The following is a 17483-nucleotide window of genomic DNA, read 5'->3' on the forward strand; positions in this document are numbered from 1 at the left end:
AATGACTAAGACATTGACTCTAGAGGTTAAGCCTAGGGGTTTCACCCTTGTTGAGCTCTTGGTGGTAATCGCGATCATTGGGATCCTTGTGGCTCTGTTGTTGCCCGCCGTCCAGGCCGCCCGCGAGGCGGCCCGCCGTACACAGTGCAGAAATCAAGTAAAGCAGCTCGCATTAGCCTTCCATATGCATCACGACACACACGGTCACATGCCCACTGGCGGCTGGCTGTTCAACTGGCTTGGCTACCCCGAGTACGGATACGGCAATAAACAACCCGGGGGCTGGCTCTACAACGTTCTTCCCTACATCGAAGAGCAAACCCTGCACGATCTCGGAATGGGTCTCACCGGAGCCGCCCGCGAAGCGGCAACTCTGCAGCGTGTGCAGTCGCCTTTTGATGGAATGACTTGCCCTAGTCGGCGTTCCGCGAACGTTTATAGGCTTGGGAGCCCCCTCCTCAATTACGCTTACTGCGAGACACCTATCGAGGTCTGCAGCAAGACCGACTACGCTGCAAACGCGGGCGACATGTTCGTCGCCGAGCCCACGGGAACGGGATCGAGCGTCCCCTACAACGTAGACAACTACGAGACGGCGCAAAGCTATGCTTGGAACCCATCGTGGCGCACCCGCGACGCTAGCAATCCTAACCTGATTACCATTGTGCGTGATGCTACCGGTGTCGTCTATACTAGGTCAATGATCGCCTTTCGACACGTGAGCGATGGAACCTCTAAGGTCTACATGGTTGGCGAGAAGTACATGTCAGTCGATCACTACGAAGACGGACTTGACGTGGGAGACAATGAACCCGGCTTTAGCGGCGGAAACGCGGACACGCTGCGTGTGACGGTAAATCGAGTGCTCTTCAACCAAGAGATTTCGCTCGGTCCCGATCAGACCGGCAGCAATCCGGGCGACGAGTTGAAGTTTGGTTCGGCTCATTCAGGTGGGTTCAATATGGCCTACTGCGACGGCTCGGTCAGCTTCATCTCGTTCGACGTTGATCCGGACATTCACCGCCTGGCTGGTAACCGCAGCGACGGAGTTCTTGCCGCAGAAAGCGATTGAGGCTCGCCGAGAGTTTTTTGACGACAGAGAGTTCTGAAGAAGACATACAGCTGAACGAAGAATTGCCTCCCTCCTCTTCCTTGCAACTTTGGAGACCGACTTTATGACTCGAACAACCTTAGCGCTAGCTGTTTCGATGGCTATCGGATTGGCGGGCGCCGCCCACGCAGGCTTCTACAAGACGATCACCATCGACAGCGATTTCAGCGACTGGGCCGACGTGCCCGCCGTGGATGATGACAGCGGCGACAACACCGCCGGCCCCGATATCGGTGTCACGAAGATCGCCAATGACGATAACTTCCTGTACATCTACAATACGTTCCCAAACGGGTTGTCGCTCGGCACGTTCACGTCGATCGACAGCGACAGCAACACCGCAACCGGCTTCGATGTTTTCGGCCTTGGGCTGATCGGCTCCGAGGCGGGCTGGCAGAACGACTTCCCCTTCACGCAAGACGCCGCGAACTTTAACAATGGGTTCGGCATGTCGGGCGACTTCTTCGGCTCGGGCGCTGCGCTCCTCGACGCCTTCGCCAACGGCGCAGAGCGTGAGCTTGCAATCTCCCTTGACATTCTGTTCAACCAGGACAGCTCGGCCGTATTCCCTGATGGCTCGGTCAACCTGCTCTTCTGGACAGACTTAGGTCTTGGGGCCGACGGCCTGCCCGGTGGCGATCTAGCTGGAGATGTGTCTGCCCCCATCTCTTACACGCTGGCTGCGATTCCTGAACCCGCCAGCGTCTTGCTGTTCGGCCTCGGCAGCCTTGCGCTCGTTCGGCGACGCTAGTCATGCAATAGCGTACAAGCTGCCATCACGGGGAGTACTACTTCCCCGCGATGGCATACTTCGAGAAGTCCGTACAGCACAAACTCTCATCATCTTTCCCTCGTAGTGCCTTCAACCTAGCGCGGAGTCCCCCCATGCCGAAAACAGTACGGCACCACTTGCCATGGCTGGCGTCTTTCCTCGTGGTTTGCCTAAACAGCGTTGCCTTCGGGCAGTTCACAACCGCGCCGAGCACCTTTAGTACCACCATCCAAGTACAGGGAGAGCTAGAAGGAACTGAGTTTGATGACTGGAACGGAATCCCTGTTGCCTACTCTGACCCGGCTGATAATCCGGGAAGCTTCGAGGGACGCGACTTCATGGACTTCGCGAATGTACAGATTGCCAACGATGACGAGTATCTCTATCTAAGGTTGACCTACCACAACGCAAGTTCAGCGAACACCTTTATTGGGATCGACATCGATCAGAACACCTCGACGGGCTTCGACCTATTTGGACTCGGACTGATAGGCTCCGATCTAGGCTACCAAAACGACTTCCCTTTCCAACAGATAGCAGGCTTCTTCAATCTTGGCGTTTCTCTGACGGGCGGTCCGCTGGGCAACGGAGGCGCGTTGATCTATCCGTTTTTCGATCAAGACGGTCCTAGCAAAGAATGGGCCATCTCGCTCGAGACAATGTTCACCTTTGCCGTAGGCACTCCTCCAAGCTTTTCCGCTTTCCCACAGGATTCAATCGACATTCTCTTTTGGACCGAAGAAGGGGCGGGAGATATCACCGACGTTATTTCTTACACGCTGGCTACTCAACCAGTGGTCGAGGGAGACTACAACGGCGACAGTGTTGTCGATGTTGCGGACTACACGGTGTGGAGAGACTCGTTGAATGATATCGGAGTCGACCTGCCGGCAGACGGTAACGGCGATCAGATCGTTGACCAGGAAGACTACAACTACTGGGTAATGCGCTATGGAACAGGCTTGTCTACGTCTGCGACTAGCATCCCCGAGCCAACCGCCGCGGTTCTAGCCGCCCTTCTTGCATTCGCAACCGCAGTCCAACGCCGCTAATCCTGCCATGAAGCCAACGCGAACACGATCGGCTCACTATTCGTCGCCCAGGGGTGGGGGACGTTTTGCTTGCCTGCTGACGCGGACAGCCGGCTTACTACTGGCTGCCGCGTCGGTAGGCGAGGTGACCGGACTCGAGATTGTTGTTCCGGCTTACTTCTACCCATCGTCGTCGGGCAGCGATTGGGACCGGCTCGACACCGCTGCGGCGGCGGTCCCCATTACCGCGATCATGAACCCCTTCAACGGGCCCGGCAACAGCTTCAACTCCGACTACGGTAGCGCCACAAACTCGTTCACCAGCGCCGGGGGTAACCTGATTGGCTATGTCTACAGCCAGTACGGAGCGCGCCCGTTGAACGTCGTGCTCGCCGACATCGACCGATACGCACAGTGGTATCCCGTTGACGGTATCTTCGTAGACGAGTTCTCCAATAGCTCGGACCCGGCCGTCCTCGATTACTACAACGCTATCTACCAGTATGTGAAATCGATCGACCCTGCTTGGGAAGTCATGGGGAACCCCGGCACGACGACTGTCGAGAATTACTTGACACGTCCGGCTGCGGACCGGCTGATGATCTGGGAGAACTTCGGCGCGACCTATCCGACACAGTCTCCGCCGAGTTGGACCGCAAACTACGACGCTTCGCGGTTCGTTCACTTGCTACATACCCTTGGCTCTAGTTCGACCGCGACGGACTATGTTGATCTTGCGGTGGCGCGGAATGTGGGTGGCGTCTACTTCACGGATGATGAACTCCCGAATCCATGGGATCGGTTACCGACCTACTGGGACGCGTTTGTGGCCAAAGTAGAGTCTGTAAACAACCAAGTGTTCGGGTCTCTTGAGCAGCTCAGCAACCCGGTTGCCGAAGGGGCGATAATGATCGATTCTAGTCGATCCGATTGGAGCGGTCTGAGCGCCTACTCGCCCGATGTCGATGACACTACGTCCTCTTCGCTCGACATTGTCGAGGTGACGCTTGCTAACGACCCTGACGAGTTGTTTGTGCGACTAACACTCGATGGGTCGACGACGCCCTTAGGCAACGGACATCGGCTACTGATTGATGTCGATGGCCAGCGCGGCACCGGGTATCTGGGCGGATCCGAACAATTCGCTCTCGGCGCCGACTACCTTATTCTGTCCGATCGCTTGTTCGCATTTCAGGGCCTCACACAGGACGTATTCTCCTGGAGCTTCCTTGCCGATTTGTCTACCGACGACTCAACGCCGTCCGATATCGAGTGGGCTATCTTGCTCTCTGACCTCGGCAGTCCCGACGTCCTCAACTTCTTTGTCGAGACAACAAGTTCGGCTGGCAACGACTACTTGCCAAGCCGCGCTGTAGACGGGCTCGCAGGGGGATTCTATCGCTACAAGATAGGGACTCCGCCCGTTGCCGGCGACTACGATGGCGATGGCGATGTCGATACAGATGACTATGAGGTTTGGAAAGCAAACTTCGGCGGACCAAACTTGGCAGCAGACGGCAACGACGATGGCGTCATCGACGCCGCCGACTACACCGTGTGGAGAGACGCGGCCATGCTTGCTGGCGGAGCGACAATTCCCGAACCGTCTCTCGGCAGCCTCCTCGTCGCCATATTGACGGCTATCACAGTCGCTCCGCATCGGAGGCAGGAATGAGTTCTATGATGTCCCTCTCCAGGCGTCGTTTTGGCGCCTCGCTGGCGGCGTCGGCGGCGGGAGCAGCGCTAGCCAGCATGGCTCACGCGAGCAAACCATCGTCCGTCTCTACCGATAACGACAACCTGTGTCGATTTCGCTTCGCCGTAAAGTGGGGCATGATCGAGATCGACGGCCCGCCGCTCAATCGGTTCCGACTGTGTCGTGAACTCGGCTACGACGGCATGGAGTTAATCAGTCCCGGCCAGCCTTCGACCAACGAACTCCTCTCCGCATCGACGGAAACCGGCCTTCCAGTTCATGGCCTTGTGAACGAAAGGCACTGGCAGCTGCGCCTCTCTTCGCCAGAAGTGGCGGTCAGGGACCAAGGTCGGGCGATCCTCGAACAGGCGATACGCGACTGCGCCGCATTGAGAGGGCACACGGTACTGCTCGTCCCGGGCGTCGTTGGTCCCGAGGCAACACATGATCAGGTGTGGTCTCGCTCCCTCGCCGAGATCCGCAAGGTGCTTCCGCTATGTTCAACGCACGGCGTCCGCGTGCTTATTGAAAACGTTTGGAACGGCTTCTGCGAAACACCTGAGACCTACCGCGACTACCTCGACGCGATCGGGAGCCCCTGGGTTGGCGCCTACCTCGACCTTGGCAACTGTCGCAAGTTCGGGCCGACCGAAGACTGGGTTCGTACGCTCGGCCCCCGAATCGTAAAGCTCGACGTAAAGGATTGGGGAGCAGCGAAAGGTTTCTGCAAGATCGGTGAAGGCGATGTCGATTGGCCCGCCGTCCGCACAGCGCTTGCCGAGATCGGATACAGCGGCTGGTGCACAGCGGAGGTCACCGGTGGCGGACGAGATCGATTGGCAGATATCCACCAACGGATGACTAACGCGTTGTACGGTTAAAGGCGCGCTGTGTGCGAGAAGCCACAGTTTACTTATACAGGATCGGAATATCATGCCTAGCGAAAACTCTATTCAAGTGGATCGTCGTCGCTTTCTAAAGCGCTCGGTGGCAGCCGGGTCGACCCTCGCCGCGCTGTCCGCCAGCCCGTTGTCCTACAGCGCTCACAGCGGTGTCGACGAGACACTCAGGGTAGGCTTGGTCGGATGCGGGGGTCGGGGCCGTGGAGCGGCAATCGATGCCTTGACTGCTGACAAAAGCACGAAGCTTGTTGCAGTTGGCGACGCCTTCCTCGATCGGGCCAAGTCAGGTCTGGCGGCTATCGAGTTTGATGACGCCATCGCAGACCGGGTTCTGGTTGATGACGATCACATCTTTGATGGCTTCGACGCATTCAAGAAGGTAATCGACTCGGGAGTCGATGTCGTGTTGCTAGCGACCCCGCCCCACTTTCGCCCACAGCATCTCGCGTATGCGGTTGATGCAGGGAAGCATGTGTTTGTCGAGAAGCCCATCTCGGTCGATATGCCCGGCGCTGAGCGCATTGCAGCGGCCTGTCAGATGGCGTCCGAGAAACGGCTATCGATCGTTTCTGGCCTTTGCTGGCGATACGATCTTGGTGTCCGCGAAACAATGCGCCGCATCCAGGACGGAGCGATCGGCGACATCGTAGCGATCGAGTCGAATTATAATTCGGGCACGTTGTGGCACCGAGGTGACAAGCCCGAGTGGAGTCGGATGGAGTACCAGCTACGCAATTGGCTTTACTACACTTGGCTATCAGGCGACATCATTGCCGAGCAAGCGATTCATTCGCTCGATAAGACCGCATGGCTTCTTGGCGACGCCAGCCCGACCAAGGCAATGGCGATGGGGGGTCGGCAACAGCGGACTGACCCGAAGTACGGCCACGTATGGGATCACTTCACGGTATTCTACGAGTACGAAGCGGGCCCGAGCGTCTACTTCACTTGCCGGCAACAGGATGGCTGCACAACGAACGTCGATGAGACGGTGCATGGCACGAAAGGAAAAGCAGAAGTGCTCGCCCATCGGATTCGTCCCAACGGCAAGACGGAGTGGCGATACGAAGGCGAGAAACCAAGCATGTACTTGAACGAGCAAGTAGAGTTCTTTGCTTCGATCCGCTCAGGCACGCCGATCAATGACGGTCAATATATGGTCAACAGCACACGGATAGCCCATCTCGGTCGGATGGCGGCTTACAGCGGGCAGACGCTGCGGTGGGAGGACGCGATCGCCGACGAACGATCACTCGGTCCGGACGTGTACGCCTGGACCGACGTGCCCGAACCACCGGTAGCTATCCCCGGCGTGGAGGTGACCGCTTGATGCGTTCGATCTGTCTGATTGTTTCGCTGCTCACCGCCACTCAGAGTTTCGCCGATCCAGGGGTTACGACTGAACAACCTGACACGGGCCGATTTGTGAAAGTCGATGAGACCTACCTCGTCGGCTATCAGGTCACGATCCCGGGAAGCGAGGTAAAGTTCTGGATGGAACCAGTACCTGGCGGTCAAGTCACGTTAGATGGTGAGACCTACGAACTCGATCCGTACTGGATCGGTCGCACCGAGGTGACGTGGGCCGAATACCGCCAGTATATGAACCTCTGTGCGGTCTTTGAACGGTTCAACGACGTCGGTTTTCGAACAGTTACAGACGCCAATCGCGTCGACGCCGTCACCGCGCCGTCCAAGATCTACGACCCGGGCTTCACATTCGACTCGGGTGATGACCCGCGGCTTCCGGCCGTGTCGATGACCCAGTATGCGGCGAAACAGTACACCAAATGGCTGAGTCTGATTACCGGTCAGTTCTATCGCCTGCCGAGCGAAGCCGAGTGGATTCACGCGACCCTAGCCGGCGATGCGGAAACGATCGGCGCAAACGAGACCTCGTGGCACGAGGATAACTCGGACTGGGCGACGCAACCGGTCGCGGAGAAGATACCGAACGCCTGGGGTCTCTACGACACCCTCGGCAATGCGAGCGAATGGACCCTCGACGCCTACGAAGGCGCACTGACCGACCCTGACGGGCCGGGCGGTGAGCCTCCTGTTCGCTGGCCCACAAAGCTGTATCCGCGTGTCTTGAAGGGCGGCTCGGCATTCTTGCCTCTCCACGAGGCGGTCGCAACAGCCCGGCGACCGTCCAACGACGATACTTGGCGGGAATACGACCCGAACGTGCCGAAGAGCCCGTGGTGGTTCGCTTACGACGACGCTCAGGATGTCGGTTTTCGCATCGTAAGACCCTATAGGACGCCTACGCTTGAGCGTCGAAGCGCTTACTGGAACGCCGACATTCAACAGATTCAGAAAGTCGCCGACTTTCGCATTGACGAAGAAGGCCGTGGCGAACGCGGCCTAGTCGATCGTGATCTTCCGAACGCGATCCGACAATTTAATAAATAGCTACCAGACCATGCACCTTTCAACACGGCTGAAGGCCTCGCCTAGCATCGTAGCGTTTGTGTTGTACGCTTCAGCGGTGTCTTGCGGGGCTATCGCCGAACAACCGATCCCCTTGTTCGACGGCAAGACTCTGCAGGGTTGGCAAGGCGATCTTGAGGGCTGGGAAGTCGTCGAAGGATCGCTCGCTTTGATCCCCGGACAATATGCACGCATCTACACGAGCGGCCAGTATTCTGACTTCGCGCTCACCTTTGAGTTTCGCCTCACTGCAGGCGCCAACAACGGAGTAGCTTTGCGGGCCTCAGGCGATGGCGATCCGGCTTACGTAGCCATGGAGTCGCAGATCCTCGACGACACGGACCCGTCTTACTCAAAGCTCGAGCCCTATCAGTACCACGGTTCGATCTACGGCGTTGCGCCTGCAATTCGCGGCGCGCTTAAACCGGTTGGTCAGTGGAACGTCCAGACGATCCGCTGTGACGGCCCTCAGATTGCAGTGGTTCTCAACGGCTCAACGATTGTCGATATCGATCTGCGTACTGTGGCGCCGTCAGGGGTAACCGCTGATGGCAAACCACACCCCGGACTCGAGCGGAAGTCGGGAAAGATCGGCTTTCTTGGTCACGCCGACCGCGTGTTCTTCCGCAGTATTACCGTTACGCCTCTGGACTAAAGGCCCGCTTCGCCGGCCAAAGGATATGCCCAGCTATAGATCCGTTGACACGGATTCGGCGCCGAGCAAGGCCGGACAAGAATCGGCATCCAAGGCGCGTCGGCTCGCTGCGTTGGACGTGTACCGTGGCCTGACCATGCTGCTTCTGGCGTTCACCGTCCCCAACTGGGGCTGGGAGCTTCCGCTCGCCGAAAAGTATCCCTGGCTGACCCCGCTGACTGCTCAAGTGGAGCATACGGCTTGGCGTGGGCTAACCGCTTGGGACCTGATCCAACCCTCGTTCATGTTCATGGTTGGCGTCTCGTTGCCCTACTCGGTCGCATCGCGGCAGCTTAGAGGAGTTTCTGAGTTCCGGCTTTGGAAGCACGCAGCGACTCGAGCGCTGCTGCTGGTGCTGCTCGGAGTGTTCCTACGGTCGGTCGGAGAGTCGGCGACCGTATGGACGCTGGAAGATGTTGTCTCGCAGATCGGGCTCGGTTATCTACCGCTATTTTGGCTGGCGCGTCGTACGCCGCGCTTCCAGCGGATCGTGTTTATTACGCTGCTTGGCTTTTGGTGGGCTGTTTACGCCCTTTGGCCGATCGCCGCCCCACTTCCTGCCGGCGCTGTTAGGCACTTCGAAGGTTTCTGGTCTCACTGGAATGAGAGTGTCGGCCCGGCACGGCTCTTTGATCAGTGGCTGCTTAACCTTCCCCCGAGGACCGACACGTTTACGATCAATTCCGGCGGCTACTACACCCTAAACTTTGTCCCCTCGATCGCGACGATGCTGCTAGGCGTCCTTGCTGGCCAAAGGCTTCGCGAGAACGAGACGACAGATAATACGACGGGGTGGTTTGTGCAAATCGGTGCGCTACTGCTTGCGGCGGGACTCTCCCTCGACCTCGCGGGGGCTTGCCCACTAGTCAAGAAGCTCTGGACCCCGGCGTTCGTGCTCGTCAGCGGCGGCTTTTGCCTGATGATATTGGGAACGCTCCACGCGATGAGCGATCTGGCGGGCTGGCGTCGTTGGTTCATGCCGGCGGAAGTCGTCGGACGTAATCCGTTGGCGATGTACGTTATGACTTGGACTCTAGCCGGCTGGGTGCTCGCAAATCTCACAACACACATGGGGGCAAAATCATTCGAAATCTTGGGCGAGACTTACGCACCAATGCTCGGTAATCTGGCGACCGGCATGGTGCTGTACCTTATTTGCTGGTGGATGGATGTGAATCGCGTCTATGTGCGTTTATGACAATACAAGCTACGCTCTCGCTGCTTGCTTTCGCCCAGGTGCTAGCCGCGACCGGCTGGTCTGATAAAACTTACCAGCCATCCAAAGAGCGTCTAGCAAATCCCGAGCGTGGCCTCTATGTAGAACTGGACGACCGCCATCAGCGCCCGCTCGAGTCAGTACAACTGCGTCGGTTGACCGACGATGGCATCACGCTCGTTCAGCGACTGTACTACTTAAAAGGCTATCGCGACCGCCCCCTCGACCGGCAACAACTCGACTTGATCGAGGCCGACTTCGACACAATCCGTGAGGGGGGCATGAAGGTGATCCTGCGCTTCGCGTATAGCTCGCAGATAGGAGAACCCGATGCTCCCCTGAACATCGTGCTGGGTCATATTGAGCAGCTGAAGCCTGTTTTGCAAGCAAACTCGGATCTAATCCTTACCGTTCAGGCAGGCTTCATCGGCGCATGGGGAGAGTGGCATGCTTCAACGAACCAACTGACTACGCCCGACGCTATGCGAGCCATCGCCACGGCTCTGCTCAAGGCGATCCCACCTGACCGGACGATCCAGGTTCGCACTCCCGCGCAGAAGATGTACCTTGTTGGATCAACCAAGCCTCTGTCTGGCGAATTGATCGACCGAGGCTCGCTCGCAGCTCGCATCGGTCACCATAACGACTGCTTCCTGGCGGACAGCACCGATACGGGGACCTATCGAACTGCTAAACTTGAGATCGACAGGACCTACGTCGCCATCGACTCACAATTCGTGCCCGTCGGCGGGGAAACCTGCCGCGAAGGCCCCCGCACCGACACCAACTTCGCTCGGGATGAAATGGCGCGCATGCACTGGTCCTTCCTAAATCTGGCTTACCATCGTCGCGTTATCGCGAAGTGGCAAAGCAGCGGCTTTCTAGAAGAGGTTAGACTGCGGCTTGGGTATCGGTTGAGGCTCGGCAGGCTGAGGCTGAATAAAGATGTGCCGGCAGGCGGTGCGCTCCGCGGAAAGCTCACTGTCCACAACGACGGCTTTGCGGCCCCCCTCCACAACAGGCCCGTGGAACTCCTACTCGTCGATTGTTCTGGTAAGGTCAAGCATCGCTCTACGCTCGATGTCGATCTCCGCGATGTGTACCCGGGGGTGGAGGTTGATTGGCCGATTCAGACTGTAATCCCTGCAAACATGCCGGCCGGTGATTACGCCGCCAGACTCTGGCTGCCCGACCCTAGTCTAAGACTAAGAGATGACAGGCGTTACGCCCTGCGGCTCGCCAATCAGGTTGAGAAGCCTACTTCCGATGGATCGATCAGGCTTGACGTGGATATCACCATTAGGTCGCAGCTGGCGTCGCCGTCCAGAGCGGCATCCAAATGAACTGCTGCCTTCCAGCATGTTCAGGTTTTGATTGAAGATCAGGCATCTTGGAAGTCACTTGAATGCAGCTTGTGAGAGTGTTCATCCGCAAACCTCCCTATTACCCACAAGTTCAAGCTCGGTGGGCAGTTCGACCTGCGTCTGCGAGCCGGTCTTGGTCGCTTCGAGCCGCTTGCTGTCGCAGTGCGGGCAGCACTCGGGCAGGGCGGCCCGTTGGACTTCGTCGGGCTCCTCGGGCGGTTCTTCGCGACGCCGGTGCTCGCCGTACGCCTCGCCCGCCTTTCGGCCCGGCTTCTTCTCGCGACGCTTCGCCTTCTTCAGCGGCTCGGTCGGTACCACCGAGCGGGTGATCGCAGTCGTCGGCGTTATCCCCGGCGACAAGCTCGCGGGCACGGCATTGTCGGGGCTGGGGATAGTCTTTACCCTGGGACGCAAGAGCGATGGCGTGTTGGAGAGCGCCGCAAGGCTAGACGCACCAGTACACAAGAACTCACTTGAGTACGTCGGCGAGACGCACGTTTACCGGATCAAGGGTCCTAACGGGACTCACAAGATCGGCGAGAGTGCCCAGGGAACGAGAGTCCGCGACGGGGCTTCTATTCGCGGCGAGCAGCAGGCCCGAGCACTGCAACGCGAGACGGGAGACGCCTACGAATCTCAGATTCGCAAGACCTTCCCCGACAAGCGTTCTGCACGCGAGTACGAGACCAACCTGATCGAACGCTTTCGCCGCATGTTTGGGGAAGACACCCTGCCCGGCAACAAGACCAACCGTTGAGTGATAGATGCCGAAGAAGCACAACCGCAAATTGGGGATTCTTGGTGCGGCGATGACCACCGCGAGGATCCCAGGATTCAGTCTGCAAGTGATGACGGCTGTTCGTGACGACCTGGAAGCGGTGATGATCGACAGTGGCTATCTGAATGGTGCCCCGTTCGAGTGGGTGACGATCTCGCTACGCTACGGCCTCAAGAACGAGGATGAACCGCACTACGAACGGATCAACAAAGAATACGGCGACCTGCCGCTCGCAATTGAACTCGACACGAACGAGTTACGGTCTTGCGACCGTGGAGAATTAGCAAAGGCTTTCGAGATTGCTGCGTTGAAGGCTCTCGTTCACGCTGGCCGGAAGTTCAACCTTGAGTACGCAGCGTTAGAATCACGACTTAAAGCATACGTGGGATAGGACGCAGCCTGCACCCCGTCACCCCATCCGAATCACAACCCGCTCCCTGCCGATAGGGCCTTACATACCCCATTGACCGGGCCTGCTCATCACCGGTCGGTTCATCCCCACCCCCGGTTCAGTGGGGTAGTGAGTGTTGGAGGTAACGCGGCTGTCACCCCGCGTGCTTGGTCGGTACGAACTGCACAACCAGTTCCCGATGGAGGGCGTCGGCGATGCGTCGGAGCATAGCAAGCCAGCCCGTAGGATGGGTGGTTCTGTCGGCGAGATGCTGTTTTCCCTGGTGGGCTTGCCACCGACAGGTTCACCCATCCTACGAGCTAAGCGGTGAACACCACCCCACCCCGCTGTCTACTTGCGTTAGGGTCCCCATCATGCGACCCGCCCTCACGATCTTCCTACTCTTCGCCGGCGTTGCGTGCCTCTGGCGTGGTTTAAGCGTCACGGCGCCGGCTCATGAGCCTGTGCAGGCCCGCGCGACGCAAGTGTCGTTCTCCGTGCCTGAGGTCAGAGAGCAGCGGATCGAGACGATCCGCGTTGGCCAGCGGGTGTGGATCGGTGAAAACCCCTCGGCGGAGCGGGACCACCGGCTAGGCGTCGATATCGCCGATCCGTCGCAGTGGCGGAAGATGACGCTCCGCTGCCCGAAGCGGGACGGCACGATCGCCAGCGTGCAGATGCTCCGCCCCTCAGCATGGCTCACCGAGCGTGACGTGCAGGTCGGCGGCCGAGTCGATATCGAGGTTCCTGAGTGCGGCATCGAGGGGCTCGCCAGTGTCCTGGCGATTGAGCCCTGCCCGCAGATCGCCGAAGGCCCCGGGCGAGTCGTCACGGCGACGTTCCATCATCAGTCGGCCCGGACGTTCGACCTATCGATCGAGGGCGCTTCCGAGCCGATTGGCGTAACGGGCAACCACCCCGTCTGGTGCGAGGAGACACGCGACTTCGTCCGGGTCGATACGCTCCGCCCGGGCGACCACGTCCGCACCACCGGCGGCCTGGCCCGCGTCGCGAGCCTCTCACCACGCGGACCCCCCGAGAGCGTCTACAACCTCGAAGTCCAACTCGAGCACGTCTACCGTGTTGGTGAAAGCGGACTCCTCGTCCATAATGCGTGTGCTAAGCCGCAGTCCGTAAACCTGTCACGCCTACGATACCCGCCTTCCCGACCCTTAGCGGATCCTGATAAGCTTGCAAAACAGGGTAAGTTCGACGTCAACGAATACACGCCAGCTATTGTAGAAAGATTGCCTAATGGCGAACTCGAGATTGTCGATGGAGTAACACGGATAGAGAACGCAAAGCTTAATGGGGTCAAAGATCTACCAGTAATAGTATACGACAGGTAGCAAATGATAGATAGGGATCGCATATACATCGAGCTTCTGCGGAACGGTCTTTTGGTACTTCGCCAGGCCATTGAGCATAGGGACTTTGACTGGGCGTTCGCTGAGGTAGAGTTCCTCCACAATCTGCCCACACTTATCGGAGAGCTAAACGAGGAGCGACACGCTTACTTTAAGGACCAAGAGTGCGAACTGTACGATAGCAGGATCGCGAAGCTAAAATGCGAACGGGCTCGGCGCAACCCCAAGGTGTTCTACGCGGACCTGCTGGAGGAGCTTAGAAACACTCGCCACCCCACATGATATAAATTGTGCCGCCGTTTTGTACTTGTTTCGTGTATTATGTGAGTCCACTCTTTTTAGAAGCGAAGAGGTGGATTGGATGCCCGAATCTCAAGACATATGCGTCTTTCGGGCGATGGGCGACGACTTCGACGCGAATCAGTTCCTAGCGGAGTGGTCTTTGCCAAGACCTTCCGTGTTCAAGAAGGGGGAGACACGTCCATCTCGTTGCAGTCCATCACGGACGAGCGGACTTGTTTGCGAAGTCAGCTCTGGAGATCTGGAGAGTCAAATTGCTGGCGCGGTGAGGTTCCTAGAAGACTACCGGATGGCAATAGTCGAGCTACGAAACTGTGAAGATGTCGAGTCGATTGGCGTCGATTTTATGTATTCACAGCCCGGTGAGTGCGCTGCCTCAGTTGAGCAGTTTTGGTTTCCCAGTAATTTGACCGGATTGCTAGGCGAACTTGGCCTGAGCCTCTGCATCACTCGCTATGCGTAGACGCACACGTTAGGGCTCGCTCCGCGGCTTGTCTTTAGGACCCCGATCATGCGACCAGCCATCTCGATCTTGCTGCTCTTATCCGGCGTTGCGTGCCTCTGGCGTGGTTTAAGCGTCACGGCGCCGGCTCTCGAGCCTGTGCAGGCCCGCGCGACGCGGGTGTCACTCTCGGCGCCGGCGGCGCCGATGGTTCGCGAGCAGCGGATCGAGACGATCCGCGTTGGCCAGCGGGTGTGGATCGGTGAAAACCCCTCGGCGGAGCGGCAAGATATTCCTCCGCCTCTTGAAGGATTCTATTTCCTCTGAGGCTTCTGCATGCTGATTTAGGCGTGGATGTCTTGGCGCTTTGTAGAATCCCACTCTCTGGGGCATGCAAGACGCTCTGGTTTTTTCGGGTGAAAGTCTCTTAGCGTGTATTACGACAGTAATCTGCTTAACACCCTCGGAAGTGCATTAGGCTGTAGCTTGAATGACCCCACCCTCTTCAACCCCGGAGGCTCCCTATGTCACGTGGCAACAAGATCCCGGCGCCGGAGATGCCCGAGTGGCCGGCGGAGATGGCGCCGGTTGATTGCTTGGTGCGGATCAGGTACGCGCTCGATCGGAGTGAAACAGGCAACATGCCAAGCGCGCGGAGTTATCGAGTATTTACTCAAAAACCCCGGCAACATACCGCCAGAACTCGAAGAATAACGCGCTCGATCGCAATGCCTTGCAATTCGGCAGCGATCGCGTAGAGTCTCGTGGAACGTAGAGGAAAACGTCGCTCAGACGCCACGTCTTGGCCGGATTCACACCGCAGAGGTCACTGGTTCGAGTCCAGTATCGCCCACTAGGCCGGCTGCAAGGAGTTGCAGCGGGCTGCTTGACTGTGCATTTCTTGGGGTTTCGGCCAAACCCTGCCGTGGCGTGCAGCCCTCTGCGTGCAGGCGGTGCAGCGCCTGGCGTAGCGCTCCGGCAATCCTCGGCTTTAAAATCGACAGACGAGGGCGCGGCAGGCTCTTGCTGACTCGCGCTGCTTGGCGATCGGTAGCGAGCGTGGTCAGGACTTTTGCTTCAGGAAGCCCGTCGCTCCCGCGATGATTAGTGGCAACAGCACGAGGTTGGTCACCTGCATCAAGGCGGCGTAGTCCTCGTACTTCAAGCCCCTGCAGCTGACCGGCCAAGTGAAAGCGATCGGCTTGCCGGACGGATTCCATTCGCCTTCGGCGACGAGGTCGATCACCGGCAGCTGCAACCGCAGCGCGATAAACCCCGCGGCGGTGGCGGTCCATTCTGCCGGGGTCGGGGGGCTCAAGCTGTCGCTGAGCTCCGGCCACTTGACCGTCTTATTTTCAAACGCCTCGATCGTTCGCGGGAGATACACGGGGGGCAACACCAGCGCGGTCGAGCGCGATACCGACTCCCCATCGAGGAACATGCCCCAGTTGATCAGAAACAGCAGCAAGAACACGTGCAAAGGGCGCGCAGGCCGCACGCCGTAGCCCAAACAGAAGTCGAGCCCCCAACGGCGATACGCCTGCTGCACGCGGCTGAACTCGCGCGCACCCCGCTCGACGGTCCCGTCTTCGTTCACCCTGATAACCGGTTGATGCACCGTCTCGCGGCGCCGGCGGTCGAGAAACACGTGGTCGGCCGGCACATCGCGGCCCGCCTGCCGCAACCAGCGCTCCACGGCCGCGTAGAACGCCGGGCTGAACCGCGCGTCTGACAACAGGCCCCGCAGGTTCGAAACCTTGCCGCGCTGTCGCAGCTTGGCCGCGCACCACGCCCAGATCGCACTAATCGCATAGAGCGAGCCCACCACAACCGGAACGTAGGGGCCCTCGTCGCCCCGCGGCCGGCACAGGTACAGGGCGATCGCGGTCAGCATTATCCACAACCCGGCACGGGCTAGGTCCCAGCGCGAGAGCGGCGGTGGTTGCTGGCTCGACTGGTAGCTGTCGGCGTCGATCTCCTTGAACTCAAGGTTGTGCAGGTCGAGCGGCGAACGCCGGTTGTCTGCTTCTCGCCCAGCCTCGCGGGTGACGGGTCCCCCCCGAAAGCGGATTAGCTCCGCCTTGGCACCGCTCAGCAGCACTTCGGTCGGCGACCCGTCCGCCGCCTGCTGAGGGGACGAGAAGCAGAGGTCCACTTCCGAGAGCTTCGCGAAGCGGGCGTCGATGGCCCCTGACACCTGCGGGTACGGCCCGGCGGCGTCGGTCTCGTTGCCAAAAACGCGACCGACGACCGTAGCCGAGCGCAGCATGAGGTTGCCCCGCACCTTGCCGCGTGAGAAGTTCGCTTCCCCGCCGATGTGAGCGTCTTCCAAGTCGACGGTCCCCAGGACCCACTGGCCATGCAGCCCCAGATGCCCCTTGATGGTCGCGTGCCGCAGATCGAGATCGCGCTGACGGGCTTGCCGCTGTGCGGAGCGCGGGCTCGGCTCGTGGCGGCGGTGCACATCGGTCCATTGGGCGCGGGGCAAGAGACGATCCTCGGGCATGACCGTTTTCAAAATGTCCGCCCGCTGCGTGGCACTCCCACCGCCGGCAACGCCGCCCGACAGGTCAAGGTCGCCTTCGATCGTCGCGTGGCGCGCGAGCAGCTCTCCGACGAGGCTCACTCCGCACAGCTGCACCGGCCCCGCGACGCGCGCGTCGCTCAGGTCAAGATCGCCCAGCACGGTCCAGGCAAGACTTAGCCGGTCGCCAGGATTCTTCGGCGGCATCGACGTACCAATCGCCTGCGTGAAGACCCCGACCCCGATTCTTGCGAACAGCGCGGAGATACGGCCCCGGAAAACAGTACCATCGCGAAGGAACACGCCCCCCCCACCTCCGCCGCATCCAGATCGACGGCTTGGCCCGACTCCCCCGCGTTGACCGTCGCCTGCGAAAAATTCACCTGCCCGCTGACCTTCGCGCGGAGGTCGATCGCTCCGGTAACCCGTGTGCCATCACGGAAGAACACGGAGCCCCCCACC

At 59.2% G+C, this 17483-nt stretch carries 17 protein-coding genes; 14 read left to right on the top strand and 3 right to left on the bottom strand.

Annotated elements, in window-relative coordinates:
- The first annotated feature begins 1 nt into the window (after position 1).
- The 10 genes from Pla111_RS03965 to Pla111_RS04010 all read left to right on the top strand — a co-directional run bounded on the left by Pla111_RS03965 (position 2) and on the right by Pla111_RS04010 (position 11198).
- Positions 2–1072: a DUF1559 family PulG-like putative transporter gene (locus Pla111_RS03965; protein ID WP_146571641.1), complete on the top strand. Its 1071-nt coding sequence runs from the start codon at positions 2–4 to the stop codon at positions 1070–1072.
- A gap of 103 nt (positions 1073–1175) precedes the next feature.
- On the top strand, positions 1176–1862 hold the full coding sequence (locus Pla111_RS03970; protein WP_146571643.1) for a PEP-CTERM sorting domain-containing protein: 687 nt from the start codon (positions 1176–1178) through the stop codon (positions 1860–1862).
- A gap of 134 nt (positions 1863–1996) precedes the next feature.
- Positions 1997–2935: a hypothetical protein gene (locus Pla111_RS03975; protein ID WP_146571645.1), complete on the top strand. Its 939-nt coding sequence runs from the start codon at positions 1997–1999 to the stop codon at positions 2933–2935.
- Positions 2936–3059: 124 nt separating this feature from the next.
- Positions 3060–4589, top strand: coding sequence for a spherulation-specific family 4 protein (locus Pla111_RS03980; protein WP_197524736.1), 1530 nt, complete (start codon positions 3060–3062; stop codon positions 4587–4589).
- 5 nt (positions 4590–4594) lie between these two features.
- A complete protein-coding gene (locus Pla111_RS03985) occupies positions 4595–5491 on the top strand; it encodes a sugar phosphate isomerase/epimerase family protein (RefSeq protein WP_197524737.1) in 897 nt (298 codons plus the stop codon).
- A gap of 52 nt (positions 5492–5543) precedes the next feature.
- Positions 5544–6842 (top strand): Gfo/Idh/MocA family protein, encoded by a 1299-nt coding sequence (locus tag Pla111_RS03990; protein ID WP_146571651.1) that lies wholly within the window; start codon positions 5544–5546, stop codon positions 6840–6842.
- Positions 6842–7927 carry a formylglycine-generating enzyme family protein gene (locus Pla111_RS03995; RefSeq protein ID WP_146571653.1) on the top strand — a complete coding sequence of 362 codons (1086 nt, stop codon included), beginning with the start codon at positions 6842–6844 and terminating at the stop codon, positions 7925–7927. Before Pla111_RS03990 ends, Pla111_RS03995 begins: the two co-directional genes overlap by 1 nt.
- A 10-nt stretch (positions 7928–7937) precedes the next feature.
- Positions 7938–8600 carry a 3-keto-disaccharide hydrolase gene (locus Pla111_RS04000; RefSeq protein WP_146571655.1) on the top strand — a complete coding sequence of 221 codons (663 nt, stop codon included), beginning with the start codon at positions 7938–7940 and terminating at the stop codon, positions 8598–8600.
- A gap of 25 nt (positions 8601–8625) precedes the next feature.
- Positions 8626–9837, top strand: coding sequence for a hypothetical protein (locus tag Pla111_RS04005; protein ID WP_146571657.1), 1212 nt, complete (start codon positions 8626–8628; stop codon positions 9835–9837).
- On the top strand, positions 9834–11198 hold the full coding sequence (locus Pla111_RS04010) for a DUF4832 domain-containing protein (protein WP_146571659.1): 1365 nt from the start codon (positions 9834–9836) through the stop codon (positions 11196–11198). The genes Pla111_RS04005 and Pla111_RS04010 overlap by 4 nt, the downstream gene beginning before the upstream one ends.
- An 81-nt stretch (positions 11199–11279) precedes the next feature.
- On the opposite strand, the gene Pla111_RS17140 is transcribed toward Pla111_RS04010, so the two are convergent.
- Positions 11280–11537, bottom strand: coding sequence for a hypothetical protein (locus Pla111_RS17140; protein ID WP_197524738.1), 258 nt, complete (start codon positions 11535–11537; stop codon positions 11280–11282).
- 7 nt (positions 11538–11544) lie between these two features.
- Between Pla111_RS17140 and Pla111_RS17145 the strand changes: the two genes are divergently transcribed.
- The 4 genes from Pla111_RS17145 to Pla111_RS04030 all read left to right on the top strand — a co-directional run bounded on the left by Pla111_RS17145 (position 11545) and on the right by Pla111_RS04030 (position 14824).
- Positions 11545–11976 carry a hypothetical protein gene (locus Pla111_RS17145; protein WP_197524739.1) on the top strand — a complete coding sequence of 144 codons (432 nt, stop codon included), beginning with the start codon at positions 11545–11547 and terminating at the stop codon, positions 11974–11976.
- 7 nt (positions 11977–11983) lie between these two features.
- The gene (locus Pla111_RS04020) at positions 11984–12388 is read left to right on the top strand and encodes an Imm39 family immunity protein (protein ID WP_146571663.1); all 405 of its coding nucleotides are present in this window, start codon (positions 11984–11986) and stop codon (positions 12386–12388) included.
- A 374-nt stretch (positions 12389–12762) separates the two neighbouring features.
- Positions 12763–13737, top strand: coding sequence for a ParB N-terminal domain-containing protein (locus tag Pla111_RS04025; RefSeq protein ID WP_146571665.1), 975 nt, complete (start codon positions 12763–12765; stop codon positions 13735–13737).
- Positions 13738–14566: 829 nt separating this feature from the next.
- Positions 14567–14824, top strand: a complete 258-nt coding sequence (locus tag Pla111_RS04030; protein ID WP_146571667.1) for a hypothetical protein — start codon at positions 14567–14569, stop codon at positions 14822–14824.
- Positions 14825–15560: 736 nt separating this feature from the next.
- Here the strand turns inward: Pla111_RS04030 and Pla111_RS04035 are convergent.
- Complete coding sequence (locus Pla111_RS04035; RefSeq protein ID WP_146571668.1) at positions 15561–17228, bottom strand: hypothetical protein; 1668 nt, start codon at positions 17226–17228, stop codon at positions 15561–15563.
- The coding region (locus Pla111_RS17400) for a hypothetical protein (protein ID WP_231930709.1) at positions 17198–17483 on the bottom strand (286 nt) is incomplete at its 5' end. The genes Pla111_RS04035 and Pla111_RS17400, both read right to left, overlap by 31 nt.

This window comes from Botrimarina hoheduenensis (genome assembly GCF_007859815.1).
Classification (GTDB): Bacteria; Planctomycetota; Planctomycetia; order Pirellulales; family Lacipirellulaceae; genus Botrimarina; species Botrimarina hoheduenensis.